General features: G+C 65.7%; 25 protein-coding genes. 12 read left to right on the top strand and 13 right to left on the bottom strand.

Annotated elements, in window-relative coordinates; all coding sequences use genetic code 11:
* The first annotated feature begins 109 nt into the window (after nucleotides 1-109).
* On the top strand, nucleotides 110-1,120 hold the full coding sequence (gene cobS, locus ACW17V_RS04085) for a cobaltochelatase subunit CobS (protein ID WP_492107610.1): 1,011 nt from the start codon (nucleotides 110-112) through the stop codon (nucleotides 1,118-1,120).
* 103 nt (nucleotides 1,121-1,223) lie between these two features.
* Here the strand turns inward: cobS and ACW17V_RS04080 are convergent, their stop codons facing one another.
* From ACW17V_RS04080 to ACW17V_RS04070, 3 genes are all read right to left on the bottom strand, one after another.
* Complete coding sequence (locus ACW17V_RS04080; RefSeq protein WP_492107609.1) at nucleotides 1,224-2,291, bottom strand: DUF5677 domain-containing protein; 1,068 nt, start codon at nucleotides 2,289-2,291, stop codon at nucleotides 1,224-1,226.
* 219 nt (nucleotides 2,292-2,510) lie between these two features.
* On the bottom strand, nucleotides 2,511-2,837 hold the full coding sequence (locus ACW17V_RS04075) for a HigA family addiction module antitoxin (RefSeq protein WP_492107608.1): 327 nt from the start codon (nucleotides 2,835-2,837) through the stop codon (nucleotides 2,511-2,513).
* Nucleotides 2,838-3,086: 249 nt separating this feature from the next.
* On the bottom strand, nucleotides 3,087-3,437 hold the full coding sequence (locus ACW17V_RS04070; RefSeq protein WP_492107607.1) for a DUF3147 family protein: 351 nt from the start codon (nucleotides 3,435-3,437) through the stop codon (nucleotides 3,087-3,089).
* Between the two features lie 105 nt (nucleotides 3,438-3,542).
* Between ACW17V_RS04070 and ACW17V_RS04065 the strand changes: the two genes are divergently transcribed.
* The gene (locus ACW17V_RS04065; protein ID WP_492107606.1) at nucleotides 3,543-3,788 is read left to right on the top strand and encodes a DUF2188 domain-containing protein; all 246 of its coding nucleotides are present in this window, start codon (nucleotides 3,543-3,545) and stop codon (nucleotides 3,786-3,788) included.
* A gap of 73 nt (nucleotides 3,789-3,861) precedes the next feature.
* The gene (locus ACW17V_RS04060; RefSeq protein ID WP_492107605.1) at nucleotides 3,862-4,356 is read left to right on the top strand and encodes a bactofilin family protein; all 495 of its coding nucleotides are present in this window, start codon (nucleotides 3,862-3,864) and stop codon (nucleotides 4,354-4,356) included.
* A 354-nt stretch (nucleotides 4,357-4,710) separates the two neighbouring features.
* Here ACW17V_RS04060 and ACW17V_RS04055 read toward each other — a convergent pair whose 3' ends face one another.
* Both ACW17V_RS04055 and ACW17V_RS04050 read right to left on the bottom strand, forming a co-directional pair.
* Complete coding sequence (locus ACW17V_RS04055; protein ID WP_492108730.1) at nucleotides 4,711-4,944, bottom strand: hypothetical protein; 234 nt, start codon at nucleotides 4,942-4,944, stop codon at nucleotides 4,711-4,713.
* 282 nt (nucleotides 4,945-5,226) lie between these two features.
* Entirely contained in the window at nucleotides 5,227-5,610 is a 384-nt protein-coding gene (locus ACW17V_RS04050) for a hypothetical protein (RefSeq protein WP_492107604.1), read from the bottom strand.
* 198 nt (nucleotides 5,611-5,808) lie between these two features.
* Here ACW17V_RS04050 and ACW17V_RS04045 point away from each other — a divergent pair, with 198 nt between their 5' ends.
* The 6 genes from ACW17V_RS04045 (at nucleotide 5,809) to ACW17V_RS04020 (ending at nucleotide 14,498) form a co-directional block, all read left to right on the top strand.
* On the top strand, nucleotides 5,809-6,306 hold the full coding sequence (locus ACW17V_RS04045) for a chemotaxis protein CheW (protein ID WP_492107603.1): 498 nt from the start codon (nucleotides 5,809-5,811) through the stop codon (nucleotides 6,304-6,306).
* A 106-nt stretch (nucleotides 6,307-6,412) separates the two neighbouring features.
* Nucleotides 6,413-7,513: a Zn-dependent alcohol dehydrogenase gene (locus ACW17V_RS04040; protein WP_492107602.1), complete on the top strand. Its 1,101-nt coding sequence runs from the start codon at nucleotides 6,413-6,415 to the stop codon at nucleotides 7,511-7,513.
* Nucleotides 7,514-7,715: 202 nt separating this feature from the next.
* Complete coding sequence (locus tag ACW17V_RS04035; RefSeq protein ID WP_492107601.1) at nucleotides 7,716-7,919, top strand: hypothetical protein; 204 nt, start codon at nucleotides 7,716-7,718, stop codon at nucleotides 7,917-7,919.
* The gene (locus ACW17V_RS04030; protein ID WP_492107600.1) at nucleotides 7,916-10,378 is read left to right on the top strand and encodes an AAA family ATPase; all 2,463 of its coding nucleotides are present in this window, start codon (nucleotides 7,916-7,918) and stop codon (nucleotides 10,376-10,378) included. Before ACW17V_RS04035 ends, ACW17V_RS04030 begins: the two co-directional genes overlap by 4 nt.
* Nucleotides 10,379-10,983: 605 nt before the next feature.
* Nucleotides 10,984-12,303, top strand: a complete 1,320-nt coding sequence (locus tag ACW17V_RS04025; RefSeq protein WP_492107599.1) for a M20/M25/M40 family metallo-hydrolase — start codon at nucleotides 10,984-10,986, stop codon at nucleotides 12,301-12,303.
* Between the two features lie 80 nt (nucleotides 12,304-12,383).
* The gene (locus tag ACW17V_RS04020) at nucleotides 12,384-14,498 is read left to right on the top strand and encodes a phosphocholine-specific phospholipase C (RefSeq protein ID WP_492107598.1); all 2,115 of its coding nucleotides are present in this window, start codon (nucleotides 12,384-12,386) and stop codon (nucleotides 14,496-14,498) included.
* Here the strand turns inward: ACW17V_RS04020 and ACW17V_RS04015 are convergent.
* The 4 genes from ACW17V_RS04015 to ACW17V_RS04000 form a co-directional block, all read right to left on the bottom strand.
* A complete protein-coding gene (locus tag ACW17V_RS04015) occupies nucleotides 14,495-14,965 on the bottom strand; it encodes a hypothetical protein (RefSeq protein WP_492107597.1) in 471 nt (156 codons plus the stop codon). The genes ACW17V_RS04020 and ACW17V_RS04015 overlap by 4 nt on opposite strands.
* 120 nt (nucleotides 14,966-15,085) lie before the next feature.
* Nucleotides 15,086-16,453 (bottom strand): M23 family metallopeptidase, encoded by a 1,368-nt coding sequence (locus tag ACW17V_RS04010; protein WP_492107596.1) that lies wholly within the window; start codon nucleotides 16,451-16,453, stop codon nucleotides 15,086-15,088.
* A gap of 248 nt (nucleotides 16,454-16,701) precedes the next feature.
* Complete coding sequence (gene ctrA / locus ACW17V_RS04005; protein WP_419254388.1) at nucleotides 16,702-17,397, bottom strand: response regulator transcription factor CtrA; 696 nt, start codon at nucleotides 17,395-17,397, stop codon at nucleotides 16,702-16,704.
* Between the two features lie 412 nt (nucleotides 17,398-17,809).
* Complete coding sequence (locus ACW17V_RS04000; protein ID WP_492107595.1) at nucleotides 17,810-18,586, bottom strand: LytTR family DNA-binding domain-containing protein; 777 nt, start codon at nucleotides 18,584-18,586, stop codon at nucleotides 17,810-17,812.
* A gap of 120 nt (nucleotides 18,587-18,706) precedes the next feature.
* Here ACW17V_RS04000 and ACW17V_RS03995 point away from each other — a divergent pair, with 120 nt between their 5' ends.
* Genes ACW17V_RS03995 through ACW17V_RS03985 form a run of 3 tightly spaced genes read left to right on the top strand, consistent with a single transcriptional unit; the run spans nucleotide 18,707 to nucleotide 21,507 of the window.
* Nucleotides 18,707-19,696 carry an alpha/beta hydrolase family protein gene (locus ACW17V_RS03995; RefSeq protein WP_492107594.1) on the top strand — a complete coding sequence of 330 codons (990 nt, stop codon included), beginning with the start codon at nucleotides 18,707-18,709 and terminating at the stop codon, nucleotides 19,694-19,696.
* 57 nt (nucleotides 19,697-19,753) lie between these two features.
* Nucleotides 19,754-21,091, top strand: coding sequence for a flagellar protein export ATPase FliI (gene fliI, locus ACW17V_RS03990; RefSeq protein WP_492107593.1), 1,338 nt, complete (start codon nucleotides 19,754-19,756; stop codon nucleotides 21,089-21,091).
* Nucleotides 21,088-21,507 (top strand): flagellar export protein FliJ, encoded by a 420-nt coding sequence (locus ACW17V_RS03985; RefSeq protein WP_492107592.1) that lies wholly within the window; start codon nucleotides 21,088-21,090, stop codon nucleotides 21,505-21,507. Before fliI ends, ACW17V_RS03985 begins: the two co-directional genes overlap by 4 nt.
* On the opposite strand, the gene ACW17V_RS03980 is transcribed toward ACW17V_RS03985, so the two are convergent.
* The 4 genes from ACW17V_RS03980 to flhA form a co-directional block, all read right to left on the bottom strand.
* Complete coding sequence (locus tag ACW17V_RS03980) at nucleotides 21,504-21,785, bottom strand: antibiotic biosynthesis monooxygenase (protein ID WP_492107591.1); 282 nt, start codon at nucleotides 21,783-21,785, stop codon at nucleotides 21,504-21,506. The two genes, ACW17V_RS03985 and ACW17V_RS03980, sit on opposite strands and share 4 nt — an antisense overlap.
* Before the next feature lie 4 nt (nucleotides 21,786-21,789).
* Nucleotides 21,790-22,221 (bottom strand): DUF4282 domain-containing protein, encoded by a 432-nt coding sequence (locus ACW17V_RS03975; protein WP_492107590.1) that lies wholly within the window; start codon nucleotides 22,219-22,221, stop codon nucleotides 21,790-21,792.
* A 64-nt stretch (nucleotides 22,222-22,285) separates the two neighbouring features.
* The gene (locus ACW17V_RS03970; RefSeq protein ID WP_492107589.1) at nucleotides 22,286-22,795 is read right to left on the bottom strand and encodes a hypothetical protein; all 510 of its coding nucleotides are present in this window, start codon (nucleotides 22,793-22,795) and stop codon (nucleotides 22,286-22,288) included.
* A gap of 119 nt (nucleotides 22,796-22,914) precedes the next feature.
* Entirely contained in the window at nucleotides 22,915-25,017 is a 2,103-nt protein-coding gene (gene flhA / locus ACW17V_RS03965; RefSeq protein ID WP_492107588.1) for a flagellar biosynthesis protein FlhA, read from the bottom strand.
* Nucleotides 25,018-25,115: the final 98 nt, after the last annotated feature.

Genomic DNA, 25,115 nt, shown 5'->3' with positions numbered 1-25,115 from the left:
CCCCGGATGGCCCCCGCCGTCCGGGGCGTTCGCGTTTGAACGCCTTTTTTGAGGATCAGGCGGCCTCCGCTCTTCCCCTCCCCCACGTCAAGGCGGTAAGCGGATAGACATGCCCGAGTTCGCCGAAACCAGCTCCGCCGCCGATCCCCTGATCACCCTGGTCCCCGACAAGTGGGTGACGCTCCGCGACGCGTTCGGCGTCGACAGCGACATGAAGGTTCCAGCCTTCAGCCATCGCGACAGCCACGTGCCGGATATCGATCCGTCGTACAAATTCGATCCGCAGACGACCAAGGCCATCTGCGCCGGCTTCGCCAACGACCGTCGCGTGATGGTCCAGGGCTATCACGGCACCGGCAAGTCGACCCACATCGAGCAGATCGCCGCGCGCCTGAACTGGCCGCTGGTCCGCGTGAACCTCGACAGCCACATCAGCCGGATCGACCTGGTCGGCAAGGACGCCATCGTCCTGAAGGAAGGCAAGCAGGTCACCGAATTCCGCGAAGGCATCCTGCCGTGGTCGCTGCAGCGCCCGATCGCCCTGGTATTCGACGAATATGACGCCGGTCGTCCCGACGTGATGTTCGTGATCCAGCGCGTGCTCGAGGCCGGCGGCAAGCTGACCCTGCTGGACCAGAACCGCGTGATCCGCGCCAACCCGTATTTCCGGCTGTTCTCGACGACCAACACCATCGGTCTGGGCGACACGACGGGCCTCTATCACGGCACCCAGCAGATCAATCAGGGCCAGATGGACCGCTGGAGCATCGTCACGACGCTCAACTATCTGGAACACGACGTCGAAGCCGCCATCGTGCTGGCCAAGAACCCCTCGTACGACACGGTCGAGGGCCGCCGCACGATCTCGGCCATGGTCCGCGTCGCCGACATGACCCGCAACGCCTTCATGAACGGCGACATCAGCACCGTCATGAGCCCGCGCACCGTGATCACCTGGGCCCAGAACGCCGAGATCTTCGACCACGACATCGCCCTGTCGTTCCGCCTGACCTTCCTCAACAAGTGCGACGAACTGGAACGCCCGACCGTGGCCGAGTTCTTCCAGCGCGCGTTCGGGACGGACCTGCCGGAGAGCGCGGCGCGGGTGAAGGTGGCTTAGAGGCTTCCGCTCACCGCGATTCCCAAACGCCCGTCTCGCAAGAGGCGGGCGTTTTGCTTTTGGGTTTTGGGTTTGGGGAGCAGCGGTCGCTTCGAACTGGCTCTCAGCCACTTTTGCCTTCATTGCCGCGCTTCTTTCGCACTGCTTTGAGCGTGGCCTTCTCTAGGCGAGCGCCCAGCTTGTTCATCCTTCTCGCCATCTTCACGAGCACCGCCACAAAGATGCCTACGTCAAAACTCGGCCGGATGTTGATGTAGAGCGCCGTGACTTCTGCCAGACTCATCGCCCCCAAAGTCAGCGGGCCGACCATGCCCGAGTTGCTTGGGCCAACCAGAACAATTGTCTCCCGGCTTTCGGACATGCCCAAGAGGTCGTCGTAGGCCCGATGGTTGCTGTGTATGTGCTGTGAGGCGAACTTGTAGAAATACCGCGCCTCACCCTTGTTGGCCTTTTTTTCGAGGTCCTCGAAATTAGGCTGCTTTTTGCCAATCAGGGCGCAAGCCCAACCGTAGTTCCTCCCAAGTTCGGGCCCAAACCGGGATAGGCCGAGATCTGCTCTAGCCTTTACCGCCAATAGATCCTCGTCCTGAGCAATGGCCTCCGCGTCCAGTCCCTTGAGCGCCTGTACGTCGGCATGCGCAAGATATCGCAGCGCTAAGTCCTGGTCCGCCTGAGACAGGAGAACCGCAACCACAGTCAGTTCATGAAGGGTCCGCCACCTGCTGATCGCCGCGTCGGGAAATCCGCCCTTCATCAAGCAAATCATCTCCTCACCCACCAGGAGTGACCGCGCATGAACTGCGGTCATGGCCTCGAAGATAAAGTCTTGCTCCTGCACCGCTTGGGACCTGAAGTATTGGTTGAAGTTTCGGCCAATCTCTTCGCAGCAAACCCAGACAGTTTCGAACAGATCGAACGCCTCGCGCCACCGACGCAGGTTGCGCGTTTGGAAGCCGGCTTGGGCTTTGCGCCGCCGCGCGAGCATCTTCGGCGCCCGGTCGATCAGGTTCTTGCTGAACTCCTTGACCGATCCCTTCATCACCCTGAGGAGCATCTTATGCTGTCGCTTCGGCGACAGGGCCTGGAATATTTCATCCTTGCGCAAGGTCTCGACGAGCGCGGTTTCCAGCTCGTCCATCGGCCAGGTCTCGTTCGTATCGCGCTTGTCCATGCCGCTCTCACTCTGGACGAGAGCATGGACTTGCCAGCACATCGACACAATCTTTCCGTGTGCGGGCGGGTGGTGATCCAAAAGGTTTGTGCGAACGCAGTCATTCCGGCCACAATCACCGGCGTAAGTCCCTGTCGGTCCAGACGAACACTCGCCACGTCGGCAGAGTGTCGCTGGCCACAAGCTATTGGATCGCCGCGAACGCTGAGCGATGCACTGCTAGGCCGCCCTCGGCGTGATCTTCGCCAGCACCGCGCCCATCTTTCGGCGCTGTTGCATCAGATCAAAATCCATCTGAAGGCCCAGCCAGAAGCCCTCCGACAGCCCCCAGTAGCGCGCAAGGCGCAGATCGGTGTCGGCGGTGACGGCGCGCTTGCCGAGAATGATTTCGTTGATCCGGCGCGGCGGCACGCCGATCGCCTTGGCCAGGGCGGTCTGGCTCATGCCCAGGGGCTTGAGGAACTCTTCCAGTAGGATGTCGCCGGGCGTGGGATTGTGCAGCCAGTCCGTGGGATCGATCTGAAGGGGCTCGGCGGATTCCGACATCTTCCTGGGACCTTGGGTTCAGCGAAACAAGGGCCTGAGTAGGGCCGCATAACGCCACGCGTTATACCCTCATGCTGACCCTTACAAAAGCCGATACCCCAAAGTCCCCGCTCTCCCCGGCGAAGGCCGGGGCCCAGATTCAGCCTGAGCGTCTGGGGATGATGCGCCTTCTGACCGAGTCAGATCGACACTCGCCCGAGGTTCGATCTGGGCCCCGGCCTTCGCCGGGGAGAGCGGAAAAATTGAGCCCTACAGCTTCACCCCAAACCTCGGCCCCAGCGCCATCATCGCCCAGTAGAGCCCGATCGTCAGGACGCAGCCGGCCAGCAGGGCGGGCCAGAAGCCGAGGCCGCGCCGCAGCAGCGCCGGGATGACCAGGAACATCGGCAGGCACGGCAGCACGTACCAGAAGGTGGCCTCGACATGGCTGGCCATGCGGGCAGCATCGCGGGTGTCGCGCCACAGCCAGATCATGCCGAGGATTGAGATCAGCGGCAGCGAGGCGACGAGCGCGCCAAAGCCCGGCGACTTGCGGGCGATCTCTGAAATGGCGGCGATGATCACGCCCGAGAGGGCGGCCTTGAGGATGAGATACAGCATCCCGCTGTTGTCCGCGCTCGAGCTCTTCCCGACAAGACGTGGCGCCCGGAACCTTGGCTGCTGACGACTCGTTGATCCTTCCAACAGCCTCAGGAGCCCTCCCCCATGACCGACATCACCTACATCATCGTCGAACACGACGGCGGCTGGGCCTACAAGCTGGGCGACGTGTTCTCCGAAACCTTCGCCAGCCATGCCGCCGCCCTGGCCGCCGCCCAGCGGGTCGCGGCCGAGCAGGAGGTTTCGGGCGAAACCACCGGCATCACCTACGAAGACGCCAAGGGCCAGTGGCGCGAAGAGATCGCGGCGGGCGATGATCGACCCACGACCCACGTCGCCGACAACCCATAACAACGTTGGGCGAGTGGCCCCTGTCTTGCTCCCGAAAGCTCCGACGAGCCATTTCGAGACAGGGTCCACGCCGATGTTCGCCAAGAAGAAAGAAACCCCCGCCCCCGCCGCCCTGGCGATGCAGGAGCCCCCGCGCGCGCCGGCCGCCCAGGCCGCCGCCGCTCCGGTCGCCCGGCCCAAGCCGGCCTCGATGATCGCCCAGGGCGTCACCATCAAGGGCGACGTGGTCGGCGACGGCGAGCTGCATCTGGACTGCGTGGTGCTGGGCGACATCCGGGTCGGCAAGCTGATCCTGGGCCCCAACAGCCGGGTCGAGGGCAGCGTCACCGCGCAGGTGATCGAGATCCACGGCAATGTTCTGGGCAGCGTCACCGCCCAGGCCGTGCGCCTGTACGGCACCGCGCGGGTGGATGGCGACATCACCCATGAGCAGCTGGCCATGGAAACCGGCGCCGAGTTCCAGGGCCGCAGCCTGAAGTTCCAGCGCCCGGCCCCGGCCGCCGCCCCGGCTCCGAGCCACGTTCCGCCGATGCCGCAGGGCGCGCCGGCCTACGTCGCCCAGCACTGATCTTCCGGCCGTTTCGCACCGTTGGGGCGGTGAGCCGTGGCGCAAGCGCCATGCCTCTCCGCCCTGGCCGGTCGTGGCCCGCGAGGACGTCGAACACCTGGATCGCGGCATGACGCACCGGGTCAGCCGAACCTTCCGGACAGCCGGGCACCGGACCCCGCCATCGGGGTTCTTCCGCCGTCACGAGGACAACGGCGGAAGAACCCCGCGGCTTCCCGCCGTTTGGTGGGGGGACGGGACGGCGGGGTGCTCTGGCCGGCGGGGATTTCACCCTCCGGGCCATTGCGTGCAAATGCAGATACGTGCGGGCCCGCCGGTTGGATGCGCCGAAATGTCGCGGCGAGGCGTAAACGGTTAACCGGCCGCGTTAGCCATCTTCCGCAGGCGCCGGGCCAGGTCCTCAGGACGGTCGGCGATCTGGTCGAACAGGGCCTGGACCTCGGCTTCATGGAATCCGGCCGCCCGCAGGGTGCGCCAGGCGCCGGCCAGGACGGCCTCGGCGATCTCGATCCGGTCCTCGCCGGACACCGGCGTGTCAGGCCGACAGGCGAAGGCCCCCGCGAAGGCGGAACCAGGCGCGACAGACAGGATCGAGGCGGCGGACATCGGCAGGCTCCCTTGAATGGAGCCTCATCATGTTCCCTTTTTGTTCGCAATGACAAGCCCCCTCATACCCAAATGAAAAAGCCCCGGAGCGGGGGCTCCGGGGCTTTCCATGATCTCTGCGCGGTGACCGGTCCGGAACCCTGGAGGGGCGCGTCCCGCCGCCTCGGCCAGGCGGCCAGGGCGCAGGCGCCCGTCGTCAGGCCAGGCCGGTCCGCCTCGAAAAATCCTTCAGAAACGAGACCTTAGCCTGACCGTTCGCCGGATCTAACGGCAGACCGTCCGCTCATAGACGACGCCGCTGCGGCGGTCATAGTCGCGGGTGGTCCAGCAATCGCTGCGATAGTCGTCATAATAGTCACGGCCATAATAGCGCGGCGGCGGGGGCGGCGGGGCGTAACCATAGCCATAGCCGCGAGCCGGGCGGGCATAGCGGCCATCATTGTCATTACTGCTGGCGATCGCCGCGCCCAGGGCCAGACCCAGAACGCCGGCCACGATGGCCGCCTCGGTCTTGCCGCCGCCGTTGTGGCCGTGGTGGCGATAGTGGCGACGCGAATCCGCCGACGCCGTGGTCGCCGCGGCGACCATCGAGAGCGCGGCGAGGCCGGCGGCGACCTGGCCGATCACGGTGCTGATCTTGCGGGCCATCAGCCCCTCCCCTTCGTGTCGATCCGCCCGGCGGCGGCTTGCGTGATACCGTGAGGGCAGTCTCGCGCCGCCTGCCTGAACCGCACCTGAACGGGTGCCAGGGGTAAACCCGGCGCCGGTTTATTCACTATTTGCCGCCAAACTGGGATCGTTCGACGGAGTCACCTTCGTGGGACGGGTCGACCAGCGGAGACTTCCATGACCAGCAACGTGGCGTACAAGACGGGCGAAGCCCTTCAGGTTCTGTCGTTCGAGGTCGGAACCCAGACCTATTGCGTGCCGGTCAATTCGGTTCGCGAGATCCGCGGCGTCACCCCGCCGACCCAGCTTCCCGACGCCCCGCCTTATGTGCGCGGCGTGATCAACCTGCGCGGCCAGGTCATGCCGGTCATCGACCTGTCGGCCCGTCTGGGCAAGGGCGTGGCCGAGGACGGCCCACGCCAGGTGATCATCGTCATCGAGAGCGGCGACGACGTGGCCGGCCTGCTGGTCGACGCGGTGTGCGACAGCTTCATCGTCAATGGCGACCAGATCAATCCGCCCCCGTCGATGGGCGAAGAGAACTCGCCGCTGGTCTCGGCCGTGATCACGTCGGACACCGGCATGACCGTGCTGCTGTCGGTCAGCCACATCATTCCCGAACGCGCCAGCGCCGCCGCGGCCGCCGCTGCCGACTCCGCCGCCATCGCGGCCTGAGACCGCCGGACCTCCAGACCCCAACAATTCGAACGATTGTTCGGATAGCCCCTTCCGCTCTCCCCTGACGGGGCGATAGACTCCTCCCATTGCAGGGAGAGAGCGAATGAAGGCGGCTGTGCTGCGCGAGGTGGGCAAACCCCTCCAGATCGAAACCGTGTCCATCAGCAAGCCGGGCCCGCGCGAGGTGCTGATCCGCACCAAGGCCGCCGGCGTCTGCCACTCCGACCTGCATTTCGTCGAAGGCTCCTACCCCCACGCCCTGCCCGCCGTGCTGGGCCACGAGAGCGCCGGCGTCGTCGAGGCGGTCGGGTCCGAAGTCCGCACGGTGAAGGTCGGCGACCACGTTATCACCTGCCTCAACCCCTATTGCGGCCACTGCGAAGTCTGCCTGACCGGCCACCTGAACCTGTGCATCAGCTCTGAGACCCGCCGCGCCAAGACCGACGAGCCGCGCCTGTTCCGCGAAGACCTCTCGGGCGCCGGCGACACGAAGATGGCCCAGTTCCTGAACCTGTCGTCCTTCGCCGAGATGATGCTGGTGCACGAGCACGCCTGCGTCGCCATCCGCCGCGACATGCCCTTCGACCTGGCCGCCCTGATCGGCTGTTCGGTGCTGACCGGCGTCGGGGCGGTGATCCACACCTCCAGCGTGCGCGCGGGCGAGACCGTGGCCGTGATCGGCTGCGGCGGCGTGGGCCTGGCCACCATCAACGGCGCGGCCATCGCCGGCGCCGGCCGGATCATCGCCATCGACCGCGTGCCGGCCAAGCTGGAACTGGCCCGTCAGTTCGGCGCCACCGACCTGATCAACGCCGACGACGGCGACGTGGTCAAACAGGTGCAGGAACTGACCGGCGGCGGCGTGCAGCACAGCTTCGAGGCCATCGGCCTGAAGGTCACCGCCGAGCAGTCGTTCAAGATGCTGCGCCGGGGCGGCACGGCCAACATCATCGGCATGATCCCGGTCGGCACCAAGATCGAGCTGAACGGCTCCGACTTCCTGGGCGAAAAACGCATCCAGGGCAGCTTCATGGGCTCCAACCGCTTCCCGGTCGACATGCCCCGGCTGGTCGACTTCTACATGTCGGGCAAGCTGAAACTGGACCAGATGATCTCGCGGCGGATCAAGCTGGAAGAGATCAACTCGGCGTTTGATGAGCTGAAGCGGGGCGAGCTGGCGCGGTCGGTGATCGTGTTTGATTGAGGGGGCGTGAGGGCCGAGGTCACGCCGCTAGGCGGACATTGCTATTAGGATGGCGGATCGCCGAACCGAGCTCAACGCGGAGGTTTAGGGATTCCCCCATACCGTTGTTTACGACAACGGCTGTAGCACTCGGCAACAACCTGCACTTTTCTCTTCCCAGAATTTCGTGCTTGGATAGATCGTCCAATAGGCGGGGATTCAAATGGAAGACGAACAGAACGGGATAGACGCCCAGATTCAAGTGGTGCCGACCGTAACCTCTTCGGTTCTCGGAGCTTTTTTTGACGCCTTGGCAAAGGAAGAAGACCTCGCTGATCTAGCTGTCGGCTTGAGGAAATTGATCCTGGACGACGGCGTATTCGCCGAACCAGCGATCCGGACCTTAATGTTCCCTGAAGCGCCATGATCAAGATTGACGCCATAAACATTCATGAGTTTCGGGGCATTCGAAACCTCGAGCTAAAGCCTAACGGAAGCAACTTCGCGGCCTGCGGACCTAATGGTACGGGCAAAAGCGGGATCGTTGACGCGATAGAATTCGGCCTTACCGGCAAGATATCGCGGTTGTCCGGCAAAGGCACCGGCGATCTTTCGGTGACCAAGCACGGACCTCATGTCGATTTTCGGGACAAGCCTAACGAAGCCTGGGTCGAACTCACTGTTTCGATAGCCGCGCTAGGCGGTAAGAAGGCCGTCATTCGCAGGACAGTGAAGGGCGCAAATTCGCCAATAGTGACGCCGGCCGATGCGGATGTGCTGGCGGCGCTGGAGATGGTCAAGCTTCACCCCGAGTTCGTCCTCTCCCGTCGCGAGCTGATCCGCTATGTTATTTCAGAACCCGGCGATCGAGCGACTGAGGTTCAAGCGCTTCTGCGGTTGAGCGACGTGGGAAAACTCCGTCAGGTTCTCCAGAAGATCGACAACGCCTATCGCAATGCATTGCCGCCGCTCGAACGAGCAGAAACCGAAGCGACCAAACAGCTAATCGCCGCGCTTGGCATCACCCAACTGACCAAGGCGGCTGTGTTGGGGGTCGTAAACCCGCACCGTCAGGCATTGGGGCTAGCGCCGTTCGTAGATCTAACGCCTGCTACGCCATTGACCGACGGCCTAGCGACCGTAGGCGCGGGCGCGACCCCGCAACAAATCCCCAAGGCCCAGGCCGCCAGCGACCTCGTCGCCGCCAAGGAGGCCTTGGCATCTCTCGCGGTAAATCCATTCGTGGCAGCCGCCGCCGCGTTGACGCCTAAGCTTAAGGTTCTGGCGGCAGACCCTGCAGCGGCGGCTGGCGTCAAACGCGAAACCCTGCTGACAACCGCGCTGGACCTCTACGACGGCGAGCAATGCCCGACCTGCGACACCCCCTTCGGGCCAGACACCTTCGTGCCACACCTGAAGGGGAAGCTGGCGCACCTCAAGGAGGTTGCAGACCAACGCGCGAGCCTAACAAAGGATATCGCGCCCCTTTTGACCGCTATCCACGCAGCTGGAACTGGCCTGGCCGCCATCATTCCTTACGGCGGGCAGTTGCAACCTCCCCTGGACTGCAAGCCTCTAATAGACTTCAAGCAAGTTCTACTGGGCCGTTATCAGCAGCTCCAAGCGCTCGTCCCGCTCGAAGATACGATCGCGGTTCTGGAGGCCGCTTACGAGCTGGCTGATCTGACGCCGACCCTCGGAGCCTTGGAAGATGCCGTAGCCGGCCTGCCAGAGCCAACGGCCCAAGACGCCGCGCGGCAGTTTCTTACGATCGCCGAGGAGCGCCTGATCCACTACCGCGCAGCTCGTCAGGCGCATGCTGCTGGCAAGGAAAAGGCAACTAAGGCGGCCCGAGTCCACTCCATCTTCAACAATGCCACGACCAAGGCGCTGGAGGCCATCTACACCCAAGTCCAGGATCAGTTCGCCGAGTTTTACCGGGCGCTCAACAAAGACGATGAGAGTGAATTCACAGCCAAGCTTATTCCTTCCTTTGGCAAGCTTGGCTTTGACGTCGACTTCTATGGGCGCGGTCAGTTTCCACCGGGTGCCTATCACAGCGAAGGTCACCAAGATGGTATGGGATTGTGCCTCTACCTCGCCCTGATGAGCCATCTGCTGGCTGATGGGTTCACAATCGCGGTCCTCGATGACGTTCTGATGTCTGTAGATAAGGGGCACAGGCGCGAGGTCTGCACCCTCCTCAAGTCTCAATTCCCGAACACGCAATTCATCTTCACAACCCACGACGACGTGTGGCTAAGGCATATGCGATCGGAAGGTATCATCACCGACAAGAACGTCGCGCACTTCAAAACCTGGAGTGTGGACACCGGACCCGCCGAATGGACGCATGATACCGTATGGGACGAGATCGACGCTCAGTTGGCAGAATGCAATGTGCCCGGTGCTTCCGGCACCCTTCGTCGCTATCTTGAGTATTTTACCGGGGAGGCTAGCCATCGGCTCAGGGGAAAGGTCGAATATCGCGGCGATGGACAGTTCATGCTCGGGGACCTGCTGCCGGGTGCACTGTCCGCCATGGGCGACGGTTTTAAGAAGGCCAAAGCTGCGGCGGGCTCATGGAACCAAAAAGATATCGTCGAAACCATAGCTAAACGCGAAGCTGCATTCGCAGCGGCGCGGCAAGCGGCAGGTGCCGACCAATGGCAGCTAAATGCGGCCGTCCACTACAATCCTTGGGCTGACCTATCGAAGGAAGATTTCGTGCCCGTGGCGGCAGCCTACAAAGCTCTGGTGGAGCTATATTCCTGTCCTGTTTGTAAAGGGATGTTCCACATCACGCCGTCTCGCGGGCCGAAAGAGGCGCTGAGGTGCGGCTGCGGCGACACGAATCTCAATCTGACAACCAAGGGCAATGCCTGAGGCTTCCGGATGACGGCGAGCGCCTATCCCCACACTGTCACGAGGATAAGCCCACCTCCACCCCAACAAATTCAACGCCCTACCTCCCCGCCCCAGCGTCACGATCGAAAATCGACGCAGCCCCCTGGAAACCTCCCGCATAATCATCCTCGCCCCGTCACTGGGGAGGCCGTCCAGCTGGCGACCTGACGGGTGATGGGGGCGGTTGTACGGGTTCAAGAGGGCGGGTGACGTAAACCCGTCTATCGGAGGAAGGCCAAGCCTCCGCCCGTCCGAAGGTTCGCTCCGGGTTCCTCCGGAATCGGCGTGGCTGCAGCTTGAGGGCTGGGTCCGTCGCGAGGAGGAGAAAATCCGGGTGGGGCATAGGGTTGAACAAGACCCGCGCGCCCCGGCCAGAGGGATAACGACCGCGCGGAGCGCTCCGGCCACGGCCGAAACGGTACTCCACTACACAGTCCTCCGGGCCTGGCCCGGACGCTCCGCCGCCTCCCCAACTTGCCGCTAAAACCGGCGAGGCTGCGAACCTGTGTCCGCGCGGCGGCCACGGGATGACACCGCGCAGGGCTCCCCCTAGGCTGGCGCCGCCAGTCAGGGATTCTCGCCGCATGATCAACACCCTTCGCCGCTCCGCCTCGCTGATCGCCTTCGCGGCGGCGCTGGTCGCCTCGTCCGCCACCCTCGCCCCGGCCTGGGCGGCGCCCAGGACCGATCACGCCGGGACCGTGCGCAAGCTGGTGGGCTCGCCGGCCTTCAAGAAGGCGGCCGAAAAGCTGGACGCCGACTTTGACCGCACCATCGCCGACGTCATCACCCTGACCGAGATTCCCGCCCCGCCGTTCAAGGAAGAGGCGCGGGCCAAGGCCTATCTGGAGATGCTGAAGGCCCACGGCCTGAGCGATGTGACGATGGACGCCGAGGGCAATGTCATGGGCGTGCGGCCCGGCACGGCGACCAAGGGCAAGGGCCCGTTCGTGGTCATCGCCGCCCATCTCGACACCGTCTTCCCGGAAGGCACCGACGTAAGGGTCCGGCGCGAGGGCACGAAACTGATGGCGCCGGGCATCGGCGACGACACCCGCTCGCTGGCCACCCTGCTGGCCTATGTGCGGGCCATGGACGCGGCCGGCATCAAGACCAAGAGCGACATCCTCTTCGTCGGCAATGTGGGCGAGGAAGGCCCGGGTGACCTGCGCGGCGTGCGCTATCTGTTCAACAAGAGCGCCTTCAAGGGGCGGATCACCGCCTTCTTCTCGATGGACGGTTCGGACCCCTCGCGCATCGTCGACGGCGGCACCGGCTCCAAGCGCTATCACGTCACCTTCAAGGGTCCGGGCGGCCACAGCTATGGCGCCTTTGGCGCGGTCAATCCGATGACGGCCATGGCCAGGAGCGTGGTCGATCTGTACGCGGTCGAAACGCCCAAGGATCCCAAGACCACCTATTCGGCCAGCGTCACCGGCGGCGGCACCTCGGTCAATTCGATCCCGCACGAGGTCTTTATGGAATTCGACATGCGCTCGGAAAGCGCTGACGAACTGGCCAAGCTGGACAAGACCCTGATCGGCATTCTGGATGGCGCGACGGCGGCCGAGAACGCGGCGCGGTCCACCCGGTTTGGCAAGATCAGCTATGATCCCAAGGTGATCGGCGAGCGTCCGGCGGGCAAGACCCCGGCCGAGCAGCCGATCGTGGGCCTGACGGCGGCGGCCGTCACCGCCTTTGGCTTCAAGCCCGAGCACGGCGCGTCCTCGACCGACTCCAACATCCCCATGAGCCTGGGCATCCCGGCCGTGACCATCGGCTCGGGCGGCAAGGCCGGCCGCGCCCACGCCCTGGACGAATGGATCGATGTCGAGAAGGGCGAAAGCCTGAAGGGTATGCAGGTCGGCCTCGCCGCCCTGCTGGCCGTAGCCGGGGTCGACTAGGGCTTCAGGCGGGGCGGACTGTCACGGGAACGCCATACGGGGGCGGTATCTGGTCCAGACCAAACTGTGCGAGGTTTCCCGTGAGCTCGATCGGCCGCCGACACCTGATGCTATCGGCGGTCGGGGCGCTGACCGCGCCGCCGGCCATCGCCCGGGCGCTGGCCATCGACGCCGACGTGCGGCGCGGGACCCTTGAGGACGTCGAGCACGTGGTGATCCTGATGCAGGAGAACCGCTCGTTCGATCACTATTTCGGCGGCCTGAACGGCGTGCGCGGCTTTGCCGACCGCTTTCCGATCCCGGTCGCCGATATCCCGGGCCGCACGGGCAAGACCGTCTGGACCCAGGCCAACGGCAAATCCGCTGACGGCCCGCCGCTGATCGCGCCCTTTCCGCTGAACAGCGCCCAGACCTTCGCCCACATGCGGGTCGAGGGCACGCCCCACAGCTGGTCCGACGCCCAATATGCCTGGGATCAGGGCCGCATGGATCGCTGGCCGGAAAGCAAGCACGCCCATGCCATGGGCTATTACCGGCGCGAGGACATCCCGTTCCAGTACGCCCTGGCCGACGCCTTCACCCTCTGCGACGCCTATCACTGCGCCACCCAGACCGGCACCAACACCAACCGCCTGTTCCTGTGGGGCGGGACCAACGACCCGTTCGGCAAGCTGGGCGGCCCTTCGATTTCCAACTCGCACGACGAGCTGGCCACCAAGGGCGGGGCGGCCGAGGGCTATCGCTGGAGCACCTATGCCGAGCGCCTGCTGGCCGCCGGGATCACCTGGCGCGTCTATCAGGACATGGACGACAACTTCACCGACAACCCGATGGCCGGGTTCCAGAGCTTCCGCGACAGCCACGCCAAGGCGCCGGGCGCCGACCCGCGTCTGGCGGAACTGGGCCTGTCGACCCGCAAGCTGGACGGCCTGCGCGAGGATGTGCTGAACGGGACCCTGCCGCAGGTCTCCTACCTAGTCGCCCCCGCCGCCGATTCCGAGCATCCCGGCCCGTCCAGCCCGGCCCAGGGCGCCGACTACACCGCCCGGGTGCTGGACGCCCTGACCGCCGATCCCAAGGTCTGGGCGCGGACGGTGCTGCTGGTGATGTTCGACGAGAACGACGGCTTCTTCGACCACGTCCCGCCGCCGTCGCCGCCGTCGCGCGATCCGGCCCGGCCGGGCGCCGTGCTGGGCGGCTCGACCGTCGACACCACGGCCGACTACCACCAGGTGCGCAACCCCACCGAGGCCAAGGACGAACGCGACGACCTGATGGGCCGCCCCTATGGCCTGGGCCCCCGCGTGCCGATGTACGTGATCTCGCCCTGGAGCCGGGGCGGCTGGGTCAACAGCCAGGTGTTCGACCACACCTCGGTGATCCGGTTCCTGGAAACGCGGTTCGGGGTGATGGAGCCCAACATCTCGCCCTGGCGGCGGGCGGTCTGCGGCGACCTGACCAGCGCCTTCGACTTCCGCACGCCCAACACCAGGCCGTTCGTAGCCGACCTGCCCAAGACCCTGGAAGACGCTCGCCGCGCAGGGGCCCTTCCGGGCCGCACCACGCCGCCGACCCCGCCCCTGCCGCTGGTCCCAGAGCAGGCGGCGGGACCGCGCCTGTCGCGCGCCCTGCCCTACAGCCTCGACGTCGCTGAGAGCACGCGGGACGGCGCCGTCGCCTTACGGTTCGTCAATGCCGGCAAGGCCGCCGTGGTGCTGCATGTCTATGACCGCCTGCGGCTGGACCAGCCGCCGCGCCGCTACACGATCGAGCCCGGCAAGCGCCTGGAAGACGCCTGGCCGACCGGGGCCTACGACCTGTGGATCCTGGGCCCCAACGGCTTCCACCGCCACCTGATCGGCGCCGCGCCAAAGGCCGAGCCCGTGGTCGAGGTCGCGTCCGATCCTTCCAGCCGCGCGCTGACCCTGACCCTGCGCAATGACGGCCCGACGGCGCGCCGCATGGTCGTCACCCAGAAGCCGGACGGTCCGGCGTGGCGGATCACGCTCAAGCCCGGCCAGGCCGCCAAGCGCGTCTGGCCGCTGAAGTCGACCGGCGGCTGGTACGACCTCTCGGCGCGGATCGAGGATGAAGCCGGCTATCTGCGACGCCTGGCCGGACGGCTGGAAAGCGGCGCGGACTCGTTCACCGACCCGCTGATGGCAGGCCGGGCGCTGATGGACCAGTCAGACTAAAGCGCGACCAGAAGGATCGGCAGGACGGCGCCCGCCGCCAGCAGGATCCAGCCCGCCCGCTTGTCGCGTCCATAGGCTTGGGCCATCCAGACGCCCAGGATCGTCGACGCCGCCAGGCCGATGGCGACAATCAGGAAGATCGCCTTGAGCATCGTCACCGAGACCTTGGCTTTCTCCTCGGCCTTGGCGGGAGCCGCCGGACCGGGAACCGCGGGTTTGGCCGGCTCGGCCGCCCGTTTGGGCTTGGCCTGAAAGACCTGCTTCATGTGAACGCGGCCCAGCTTCTCGACGAGCGGCGCGGGCTGGTAGCCAGGCTGGCTCTCATGCAGGCCATACAGCTGGTAGGCGCCCGTCAGCGCGAAGAACACCACGCTGGGCGCGATGAACAGGCCCAGCCACGTGTGAATCCGGCGCAACAGCGCATAGCGCAGGGCAGGATTGACGCGCGGCTTGGCTGGAGCGGTCATGAGGCTCTCTTCAGAAATCTGGATGCACGGCGGCCATGGATCGGCCCCGCGACCACGTGATCATGGTCTACGGGCCGGGCAGCGCTAATGACCTGGATCAACTAACCGCCGCGAAGGCGCCTAGCGCAGTTTCGGCGCGGCTTCGGTCTTCAGTTCGGCCAGGGCCAGCTTGGGCGTGTCCTCGCTGGCGGCGACGGACCCGCCATCGGCCAGCATGCGGTCGATGCGCGACTTCTTGGCCTTGAACGACGCCAGTTCACCGCCGCTTAGGATGGTGCCCTGCGGCACCTTGGCCCCGATCGGATTGACCCGCTGGCCGTTCAGCCAGACTTCGTAATGCAGGTGAGGACCGGTCGACATGCCGGTCGAGCCGACATAGGCCACGACCTGGCCCTGGCGAACGCGCATGCCGGCCTTGATGCCCGGCGCATAGCGCGAGATGTGGGCGTAGCCAGTGTCCCACTTGCCGGCGTGGCGGATGCGCAGCCAGTTGCCATAGCCGCTCCAGCGGCGGGCCTCCAGCACGACGCCGTCGCCGGCCGCCAGGATCGGGGTGCCCTGCCCTGCTCCGAAATCCACGCCCTTGTGGGCGCGGTTGAAGCCCAGGATCGGGTGGCGCCGGGCGCCGAAGGTCGAGGTGATGCGGGCGCCGTCGACCGGCGTGCGCAGCAGGAAGCCCTTGATGTTCTTGCCGGCCTCGTCGAAGAACTGGGTCTTGCCGTCGCGCTCGAAGCCGTAGAAGCGCTGGCCCTTGACCTCGGCATATTCCAGATCGCCGGCCTCGATCGTGCGGCCGCTCTCGGTGACCTTGCGGTCGAACACCAGGCAGAACTTGTCGCCTTCGTGGATATCCCGCGAGAAGTCGATCTTGTGCGAGAACAGCTTGGCCGCGTCGCTGATCACCCGGGGCGTGCCACCCACATTGGCGACGCTTTCATAGAACGAGCCGTTCATCTCGCCGCAGGCGACCTTGGTCTCGTCGCGGACCTCTTCCTCAAGCTCGCGCAGCTTCAGCGCGCCGTCGAAAGTGCGCGAGACGGTCAGGGTCGAGGATGGGCTGGTGCGCATCGACAGGCCGATCAGGCGGGCCGGGCCGCGCTGGCTGCGACGCTGGGCGATGGCGGCTTCGAAGGCCATGCCGGCCTTGATGTTGACGGTGTCGATGGCGCCATGCAGGGCGGCGACCACCTGGCGAGCCTCTTCCGGCGCGACACCGGCGCGCTGGACGGCGCCTTCGAGGGTCTCGCCGGGACGAACCTTGACGGGGATGCTCTGGGGACGGTCGAAGCCGGGCTGGGCTTCGGCGCTGGCGAAGGCGATATGCTGCAGGGCGACCAGGGCGGCGGGATCGAGCGCGGCCTTGACGGGAGTCGGGACGTCAGCGGCCGTCAGCTTCCAACCCAGGCCCAGAGCGGCCAGGCCGGCGACGGCTGTGAACAGCCGGGGCGCCAGACGAAGGGTCGGGCGTCGCGGATCAAATTCTTGCATCGGTCCCCCGTCGGTTTCGATGCCGCGCAAGGTCAAAATGACACGGCTGGGTAGCCCCCCAGCAATCGCTGCGCCGGAACATGGCCGTGAGCCTTTCCGGCGGCAAGCACTATTCTGCGCTTCGGTCGTTTTGTCACGGATGAGGTTCAAAGCCCGACCGATCAATGGGCAAGCCTATGACTGTAAAAGAAAAACGCCCGCCTTTGGGGCGAGCGCTTTGCTTGTGCGAAAAAGAATCGGCGCACCGATCAGGCGGCGGCGACCTGCTCGTTCGGATCGCGCAGCACATAGCCGCGGCCCCAGACCGTCTCGATATGGTGCTTGCCCTGGGCCGAGGCGGCCAACTTCTTGCGAAGCTTGCAGATGAAGACGTCGATGATCTTCAGTTCCGGCTCGTCCATGCCGCCGTACAGGTGGTTGAGGAACATCTCCTTGGTCAGGGTCGTGCCCTTGCGCAGGGAGAGCAGCTCCAGCATCTGATATTCCTTGCCGGTCAGGTGAACGCGGTTGCTGTTCACTTCCACCGTCTTGGCGTCGAGGTTGACCACGATGTCGCCGGTCTTGATGACCGACTGGGCGTGACCCTTGGAACGACGGACCACCGCATGGATGCGGGCGATCATTTCGTCCTTGTGGAAGGGCTTGGTCATGTAGTCGTCGGCGCCGCCGGAGAAGGTCTTCACCTTCGTGTCGATTTCCGACGAACCCGACAGGATCATGATCGGCGTGTTCACCTTCGCCACCCGCAGGGTGCGCAGAACATCCAAGCCGCTCATGTCAGGCAGATTCAGGTCGAGAAGGATCAGATCGTAGTCGTAGATCTTGCCCAGATCGACGCCTTCTTCGCCAAGATCCGTCGTATAGACGTTGAAGCCTTCAGACTTCAGCATCAACTCGATGGTCTGCGCCGTTGCGCTGTCATCCTCGATCAACAGTACGCGCATGAGCCCCTCCACGCCACTCGGTGGCGTTATTCGACGTCTTGGCGGAAGCCGCCTGATTAACCCTGCCTGCACTTTGCGGCGAGTTAATTTAAGACTGGTTAATGGTGAATGATCCTGTTGGCTGAATGGTTAATCTGATTTGCGAATCGGGTGCAAGCGGTCGCTGAGTCGCAGCGCAAATTCGTCGGGGATGACTTTCAGGCCCGCCAAAGCGGATTCTCCCGCACCGCGAAATCGCTAAAGTCAGCCCCTTCAACGCCATGGCGTCCAAGCTGGCCCTGGGGCGAGCCCGCGCAGCCCCAAGGCCTTGGCGCACCCTTGCGGCGTTCTGTCGCTAAGAATTTCCGAGGCTTTCGACGGCGCCCTGGCGATGTTCAGGTCCTGCCGCGACAGCACGTCGCGGACGAAAAATTCACGGCTCAGACGGCAGCCACCCCACCTGCCGGAGTTTGGCCACCGAAGCGCGCGAAACGGGAGCCTGAAGGCCGTTGGAAAGCTCCAGCTTGAGGTTGCGTCCGTCGGCCCGGACCCCGATCACGGCGGATCGCGCGACCCACCAGGACCGATGAACGCGCATCCCCTCGCGATCACCCAAACCTGAGATCACGCGCTCGAAGGGCCCGGCGACAAGGCGCGACCCGGCTGGGGAATGGATTCGGACATAGTGATCCTCCATTCGCAGGCACAGGACTTCATCCAGGAGCGGCGGCGCCAAGGGTCCGGGCTGAAGGACGGCCGGCGTGCGGACGGCGGCCGGGACCCGATCTCGGGTCAGGGCCCAGCGAACTCCGACATAGGCCGCCAGGGACGGGGTCGAGATGATCAGGCACTGCCCGTACCAGTCGAGCGCGGTCAGGGCGGACAGCGATGGCCAGAAGCCCCGCGCGATCAGCGACACGATCAGGGCCAGCGGCGCGGCGCCCACCAGCAGACCACCGCCCAATGTCACTATGGCCGGGATCCGCCACCGCTCGGCCGCAGCCAGACCGAGGCGCGCGACCAGACCAAAGATCAGCACCGCAGCCCAACTCGACAGCACCCAGTGGATGATCCGAACGGCGGCGCCGCCGCTGAGAAAGTTGCCAAAAGGACCAAGCAGACCGAAAAAGAAGCCAATCGCCGTCGCCACGGCCAGGTCAATCGCCCAGTCGCGGGCGGTTCCCAGCAGCGGTGGCGCGGTCTTCTCCATGATCGCTCTATAAGCACAGTTCGCCGCTTCGCGAACCCGTTCGCCCATTCGCGAAGCCGATGTGGCGACGTCGAGCCCGGCGGGTCATTGGGGGGTCATTGGTTCATCCCCGAGGCCCACATGTCGACCCGCTCAATCCTGATCGCCCCCCTCATCGCCCTGGCTCTGAGCCTGGCCTCGCAGGCAAACGCCGCCACAGCCGGCTTCACCGTGGTCCAAGTCCCCGATCCGAAGGGCCCGCCGATCCAGGTCGGGATCTGGTATCCGGCCGATGCGCCGGCCAGGCGTATGCCCGTGGGCGTCAACGACCAGACCGTGGCGACCGGCGCGCCGGTGGTCGGCCACCACCTGCCGCTGATCGTCATGTCGCATGGCAACGGCGGCTCGTTCGCCGGTCATGCCGACACCGCCCAGACCCTGGCCGAGGCCGGCTTTGTGGTCGCCGCCCTCACCCACACCGGCGACAACTACATGGACCAGAGCAAGGCCACGGACATGGCCAACCGGCCCCGGCAGCTTTCGGTCCTGATCGACTACATGCTGACCGCGTCGCCGATGAAGGCGGCCATCGATCCGCAGCGGGTCGGGGCGTTCGGCTTTTCATCCGGCGGCTTCACCGTGCTGGCGGCGGCGGGCGGCAAGCCGGACCTTTCGCGCACCCTGGGCCATTGCCGGGCCCATCCCGACTTCTTCGACTGCAAGTTGACCGCCGCACACCCGCTGTCGATGAGCGCCGTCCTGCCGACCTGGACCCATGAACCGCGCATCAAGGCTGTCGTCTCGGCGGCCCCTGCCCTGGGCTACGCCTTCAAGGACCTGAGCAAGGTGACCATGCCGGTGCAGCTATGGCGCGCCGCCGAGGACCAGATCCTGCCCGATCCCGAATACGCCTCGGCGGTCAAGGCGGCGCTCCCCAAGCCCCCGGAATATCATGTGGTTCCCGGCGCCGGCCATTTTGACTTCCTCGCCCCGTGCAACGACCAGGGCCGGGCGATAACCGCCCAGATCTGCGCCAGCGCCCCGGGCTTCGACCGTGCGGCGTTTCACCACGCCTTCAACGCAGCGGTTACGGCGTTTTTCACCGCCCACCTGCCCTCAACACATCCCTAATTTCACAGGTGGTTAACGCTGTCGGTCGAGGATGGAGCCTCACTGCCGAGAGCTGATTTGCGTAGCCTGATCGCCGCCATTGAACGTATCGACCCGCTGACCATTTCCGGTCGCGTCGCCGCCGTGAATGGCCTCCTGATCGAGGCGCGCGGCGGCCTGACGCGTCTGGCGGTCGGGGCCCGGGTCGAGATCGATCGGCTGGGCCTGCCGGTCCTGCCGGCCGAGGTCGTCGGCTTCCGCGAAACCCGCGCCCTGCTCATGCCCTTCGGCCCTGTCGAGGGCGTGGCCCCCGGCGCCGAGATCCGCATCATGCCCGAAGGCGCCACCGTGCGGCCGACCAAGGCGTGGCTGGGCCGCATCATCAACGCCTTTGGCGAGCCTATCGACGGGCTGGGCCCACTGCCGCAGGGCGAGGCGCCCTACCCGCTCAAGGCCGCGCCCCCACCCGCCCATGCCCGCGGCCGGGTCGGCGAGCGCCTGGATCTGGGCGTACGGTCGATGAACGTCTTCACCACCACCTGCCGCGGTCAGCGCCTGGGCATCTTCGCCGGCTCGGGCGTCGGCAAGTCGGTGCTGTTGTCGATGCTGGCCAAGGAAGCCACCTGCGACGCCGTCGTCGTCGGGCTGATCGGCGAACGGGGCCGCGAGGTGCGCGAGTTCATCGAGGAAACCCTCGGCGAGGAAGGCCTCAAGCGCGCCATCGTCGTGGTCGCCACCTCGGACGAGCCGGCCCTGACCCGCCGCCAGGCCGCCTACATGACCCTGGCGGTCAGCGAGTATCTGCGCGACCAGGATCTGGAAGTGCTGTGCCTGATGGACTCGGTGACCCGCTTCGCCATGGCCCAGCGCGAGATCGGCCTGGCCGCTGGCGAGCCGCCGACCACCAAGGGCTATACGCCCACCGTCTTCACCGAGCTGCCCAAGCTGCTGGAGCGCGCCGGTCCCGGACCGATCCGCCCCGACGGCACCGTGGCGGCTCCGATCACGGCCCTCTTCACGGTGCTGGTGGACGGCGACGACCACAACGAGCCCATCGCGGACGCCACGCGCGGTATCCTGGACGGCCACATCGTCATGGAGCGCGCCATCGCCGAGCGCGGCCGCTTCCCGGCGATCAACGTCCTGAAGTCGATCAGCCGGACCATGCCGGGCTGTCAGTACGACCACGAACGGTTGATCGTCAAAGGCGCCCGCCAGGTGATGGCCGCCTACGCCAACATGGAAGAACTGATCCGCATCGGCGCGTATCGCGCCGGCGCCGATCCCGTCGTCGACCGCGCCATCCGCCTCAATCCGGCGATCGAAGAGTTCCTCAGCCAGGACAAGGACGAGGCCACCAGCCTCGACGATTCCTTCGGACACCTGGGCAGTATCCTTGAAAGTGACCACGCATGACCAAGTGGGCCGCATCCCTGATCCGGATCTCGACCCACGAGGTCGAGACCCTACAGAAGCGGCTGGCCGACATCGTCGAGCGTCGCATGGCCGCCGAACTGCGCGTGGTGATGCTGGACGCGGAAGCTGAAGCCGAAGCCAAGCAGGCGGAAGGCTCGGCTGAAGCCGGCTGGTACATGATCGGCTATCGCGAAGGCTCCAAGCGCAAGCGCGCCGACATGATGCTGCAGATCGAGCAATGCCAGATCGAGGAACAGGGCGCGCGCGACGCGCTGTCCTTCGCCTTCGAAGCCCTGAAGAAATACGAGCACGTCGCCGAGGCGGCCAAGGTTCTGCAGCGCAAGAAGATGGGCGCTTTCGAGAACGCTCAGCTGGACGAGCTGGGTCTGCGCCGCAAGGCGGTCGCGGGTCGCTAGAGGACGCCGGCTTCCAGCTCGTCCAGATAGATGAACTCGGGAGCCTTCACACCGGCGATCCGCCGGATCTCGACAAGGCGCGGCGACTCGAAGAAACGGCGCGCGTCGTCGTGCGAGGTCCAGGTCGAGAAGTGGACGATCCGGTTGGGGTCGCTATCGTATTTCAGGACCTGATAGCTGCGTTCACCGGCCTCGCGCCGAATGTCCGCCGCATTGTCGAACACGGTCTTCCAGGCCGGATAGTCGGCCACTTCATGAATGATCAGGACGTGAGGCATGCCGTCACTCGGAGGGTGAGCTCTCACGCGGCGGGCGGGCGCGGAACGCGGCATGGTCGGCGTCGCTGGTCTGCCGAAGGGCGCGCAGATCTTCGCTGATCCGGAAGATCGCCACATAGAACTCGCAGAAAGCGCGCCACAGCAGCACCATCGCGCCGGCGACCAGCAGACCGGCGATCAGCACCGGGAAGGCCAGCAGCAGCGAGCCTATGCCCGGCTCCTTGAGCGCCAGACCGACAGCCGCGCCGACGACGGAAAAGGCGAACAGCGCCACAACGCCGAGGCCGGCCCAATAGATCAGGTGAATCACCGGACCCGTCACGAGCCGATCGAAGGTCAGGAGGTCCCAGAACAGGGCGCCGCTGGATTTTGTCTTCTTGGCCGGAGGCATACGAACAGACCCGAAATCGGCGACAAAACCGCCGTCTTGGCGCATCGCTAGCAGCGCGAAGCCCGCTCGGCAATGCCGAGCGGGCCAGAGCTTCTGATGGAGGAAGGCGCTACTGGGGCTTGGCGGCCGCCAGGGTAGCGTCGATCTGGGCCTTGGTCGCCGTGGTGCTCAGCACGCCGGCGTTGGACGACAGACTGGCGCTGGGCAGAGCGAACTTCGCCGCGCCGTGGGTGATGACCACATTGACCGACCCGTCGGCGGCGGCGCTGGTGCCCGAAATCGTGCCGATCGAGACGCCGGCGGGGTCCTTGACCTCCGAGCCGACCTTGAAGTCGCTCGTGACCGTGGCCGAGGCCGGCGCGGCGCTGGTGTCAGCGCTGGGCTGGGCCGGCGGGGTCGCGGTCGTCGTGGTCGTCGTGGTGCTGGTCATATCGGCCGGCGTCTGAAGCGCGGGCGGCGTCGGCGTGGTGGCCGGCAGGGCGGGAGCCGCTGCAGGCGAAGCCGCGGGCGGCGTCTGCTGGCCAGGGGTCGGCGTCGCCATAGTGCTTTGAGCGAAGGCCGCGCAAGCGAAAGTCAGGGTCGCGGCGGCGGCGAAGAAAGCGATTTTGTTGCTGTTCATGTGAAAGCTCCGTCGGTGTCGGTCAGCCCCTTACCCGGGAAAACTAACGTCGCCGCACGGTCGCGGTTCCGACCGGTAGCCGACACTTCAGGTTGTCAGAGTGGGTCGACGGCGCGCCGTCAGACCATGCCGACGGTCTTCAGCCGCGCCCGTGGGTGGATCTCGTTCTGGCTCATCACCACGGTCTGGCCCCGGAAACGCTCGATGATCGAACGCACATAGGGGCGCACGCCGGGGCTGGTCAGCAGCACAGCGGCCTCGCCCTGCAGGGCGGCGCGCTCGAAGGCCTCGCGAACCCCGCGGATGAACTCCTGCAGACGCGAGGGCGCCAGAGCCAGTTGCTTGTCGTCGCCCGGCCCGACCAGGGATTCGGCAAAGGCCTGCTCCCACTCGGCCGACAGGGTGATGATCGGCAGGGCGCCGTCGTCGCCGCGATTGGCCCAGCACAGCTGGCGGGCCAGACGGGCGCGGACCTGCTCGACCAGCTGGGTGACGGAGCTGGTGTGCGGGGCGGCCTCGCCGATGCCTTCCAGGATCTGCGGCAGGTCGCGGATCGAGACCCGTTCCTTCAGCAGGGCCTGCAGGACGCGCTGCACGGTGGTCGCCGTGGCCACGCCCGGGATCAGGTCGTCGACCAGCTTCTTCTGGCCTTCCGGCAAGTCCTTCAGCAGCTTCTGCACTTCCGAATAGGACAGCAGGTCGGCCATGTTCTCCTTGAGGATCTCGGTCAGATGCGTGGTCAGCACGGTGGCCGGATCGACGATCGTGTAGCCCCGGAAGGTAGCTTCCTCGCGCAGGTCGTCGGCCACCCAGGTCGCCGGGAGGCCAAAGGCGGGCTCGCGCACGTGCTCGCCGGGCAGTTCCACCTGGCCGCCGCGCGGGTCCATGGCCATCAGCATGCCCAGACGAACCTCGCCGGCGCCGGCTTCCATTTCCTTGATGCGGATCGCATAGCCCTGGTTGGCCAGGCGCATGTTGTCGAGGATGCGCACCGGCGGCATGACGAAGCCGAACTCGGTGGCCAGGGTCTTGCGCAGGGCGCGGATCTGGTCGGTCAGGCGACGGCCGTCCAGGTCGTTGATCAGGGTCAGCAGGCCATAGCCCAGCTCGATCTTGACGTCGTCGATGGCCAGGGAAGCGCTGATCGGCTCCTCCTCCGGCTCGCCGGCGACCGCCTCGGCCAGGGCCGGGTCAAGGGGCGGAGGCAGCTTGGCGGTCATCGAGCGGCGATAGGCCAGGAAGCCCGCACCCAGAGACAGCACGGCGAACGGCAGGATGGGCATGCCGGGGATCAGCGCCATGATGCCCGACGAGGCCGAGACCATGCCCAGGGCGACCGGGTTCATCGACAGTTGCTTGGTCAGGGCGGCGTTGGCCGAGCCCTCGACGCCGGCCTTGGACACGACCATGCCGGCCGCGATCGAAATGATCAGGGCCGGAATCTGGCTGACCAGGCCATCGCCAATGGTCATCAGCGTATAGGTGGCCGAAGCCTGGCCGATCGGAATCTTGTGCTGGATCACCCCGATCAGGATGCCGCCGACGATATTGATGCCGGTGATGATCAGGCCGGCGACGGCGTCGCCCTTCACGAACTTGCTGGCGCCGTCCATGGCCCCGAAGAAGGTCGATTCCTGCTCCAGGTCCTTGCGACGCTGCTTGGCGGTGTCCTGGTCGATCAGGCCGGTCGACAGATCGGCGTCGATGGCCATCTGCTTGCCGGGCATGGCGTCCAGGGTGAAGCGGGCCGCGACTTCGGCGATCCGGCCCGAACCCTTGGTGACGACCATGAAGTTCACCACCACCAGGATGATGAAGACGATCACCCCGATGACGAAATTGCCCTGCATCATCAGGTTGCCGAACGCCTCGATGACCGCGCCGGCGCCGTGCGCGCCTTCGTGGCCATGGCCCAGGATCAGGCGCGTGGAGGCGATGTTCAGGCCCAGGCGGTACAGGGTCGCCACCAGCAGAACGGTCGGGAACGAGGTGAATTCCAGCGGCTTCTTGATCAGAACCGCCGTCATCAGGATCAGGACCGAGCCCGTCAGCGACACCGCCAGCAGCAGGTCCAGCAACATCGGCGGGACCGGCAGGATCAGCAGGACGATGATGCCGACGACACCGACCGCCAGGCCCATTTCGCCGCGCAGGATCCCCGCCCACAGCGAGCTGGCGCTGGGCATAGAGGAACTGGTCTTGGGCAGGGCGGCGTCAGCCATTCAGTGCGTCGATCCCTTGGGGGCAGGCTCGTCGCGCATGAAGCGATTTGCGCGCGGTCGCCAGTTCCTTAATTCATATTAGCCATGTCAGGCGCCGG

This window comes from Caulobacter sp. FV2ye17ST (genome assembly GCF_058680955.1).
The sequence above is the reverse complement of the archived record's forward strand: the minus strand, read 5'-3'. Positions and strand labels throughout refer to the sequence as shown.

What these genes read in the sequence shown, in the direction of transcription:
- ACW17V_RS04065 (WP_492107606.1), top strand. Translation starts at nt 3,543, where the DNA reads ATGACCGACATCACCTACATCATCGTCGAACACGACGGCGGCTGGGCC.
- ctrA (WP_419254388.1), bottom strand. Translation starts at nt 17,397, where the DNA reads ATGCGCGTACTGTTGATCGAGGATGACAGCGCAACGGCGCAGACCATC.
- ACW17V_RS03970 (WP_492107589.1), bottom strand. Translation starts at nt 22,795, where the DNA reads ATGAACAGCAACAAAATCGCTTTCTTCGCCGCCGCCGCGACCCTGACT.
- ACW17V_RS03975 (WP_492107590.1), bottom strand. Translation starts at nt 22,221, where the DNA reads ATGCGCCAAGACGGCGGTTTTGTCGCCGATTTCGGGTCTGTTCGTATG.
- ACW17V_RS04050 (WP_492107604.1), bottom strand. Translation starts at nt 5,610, where the DNA reads ATGGCCCGCAAGATCAGCACCGTGATCGGCCAGGTCGCCGCCGGCCTC.
- ACW17V_RS04070 (WP_492107607.1), bottom strand. Translation starts at nt 3,437, where the DNA reads ATGCTGTATCTCATCCTCAAGGCCGCCCTCTCGGGCGTGATCATCGCC.
- ACW17V_RS04030 (WP_492107600.1), top strand. Translation starts at nt 7,916, where the DNA reads ATGATCAAGATTGACGCCATAAACATTCATGAGTTTCGGGGCATTCGA.
- ACW17V_RS04035 (WP_492107601.1), top strand. Translation starts at nt 7,716, where the DNA reads ATGGAAGACGAACAGAACGGGATAGACGCCCAGATTCAAGTGGTGCCG.
- flhA (WP_492107588.1), bottom strand. Translation starts at nt 25,017, where the DNA reads ATGGCTGACGCCGCCCTGCCCAAGACCAGTTCCTCTATGCCCAGCGCC.
- ACW17V_RS04060 (WP_492107605.1), top strand. Translation starts at nt 3,862, where the DNA reads ATGTTCGCCAAGAAGAAAGAAACCCCCGCCCCCGCCGCCCTGGCGATG.
- cobS (WP_492107610.1), top strand. Translation starts at nt 110, where the DNA reads ATGCCCGAGTTCGCCGAAACCAGCTCCGCCGCCGATCCCCTGATCACC.
- ACW17V_RS03985 (WP_492107592.1), top strand. Translation starts at nt 21,088, where the DNA reads ATGACCAAGTGGGCCGCATCCCTGATCCGGATCTCGACCCACGAGGTC.
- ACW17V_RS04025 (WP_492107599.1), top strand. Translation starts at nt 10,984, where the DNA reads ATGATCAACACCCTTCGCCGCTCCGCCTCGCTGATCGCCTTCGCGGCG.
- ACW17V_RS04045 (WP_492107603.1), top strand. Translation starts at nt 5,809, where the DNA reads ATGACCAGCAACGTGGCGTACAAGACGGGCGAAGCCCTTCAGGTTCTG.
- ACW17V_RS04040 (WP_492107602.1), top strand. Translation starts at nt 6,413, where the DNA reads ATGAAGGCGGCTGTGCTGCGCGAGGTGGGCAAACCCCTCCAGATCGAA.
- ACW17V_RS04080 (WP_492107609.1), bottom strand. Translation starts at nt 2,291, where the DNA reads ATGGACAAGCGCGATACGAACGAGACCTGGCCGATGGACGAGCTGGAA.
- ACW17V_RS04015 (WP_492107597.1), bottom strand. Translation starts at nt 14,965, where the DNA reads ATGACCGCTCCAGCCAAGCCGCGCGTCAATCCTGCCCTGCGCTATGCG.
- ACW17V_RS04010 (WP_492107596.1), bottom strand. Translation starts at nt 16,453, where the DNA reads ATGCAAGAATTTGATCCGCGACGCCCGACCCTTCGTCTGGCGCCCCGG.
- ACW17V_RS03980 (WP_492107591.1), bottom strand. Translation starts at nt 21,785, where the DNA reads ATGCCTCACGTCCTGATCATTCATGAAGTGGCCGACTATCCGGCCTGG.
- ACW17V_RS03995 (WP_492107594.1), top strand. Translation starts at nt 18,707, where the DNA reads ATGTCGACCCGCTCAATCCTGATCGCCCCCCTCATCGCCCTGGCTCTG.
- ACW17V_RS04075 (WP_492107608.1), bottom strand. Translation starts at nt 2,837, where the DNA reads ATGTCGGAATCCGCCGAGCCCCTTCAGATCGATCCCACGGACTGGCTG.
- ACW17V_RS04000 (WP_492107595.1), bottom strand. Translation starts at nt 18,586, where the DNA reads ATGGAGAAGACCGCGCCACCGCTGCTGGGAACCGCCCGCGACTGGGCG.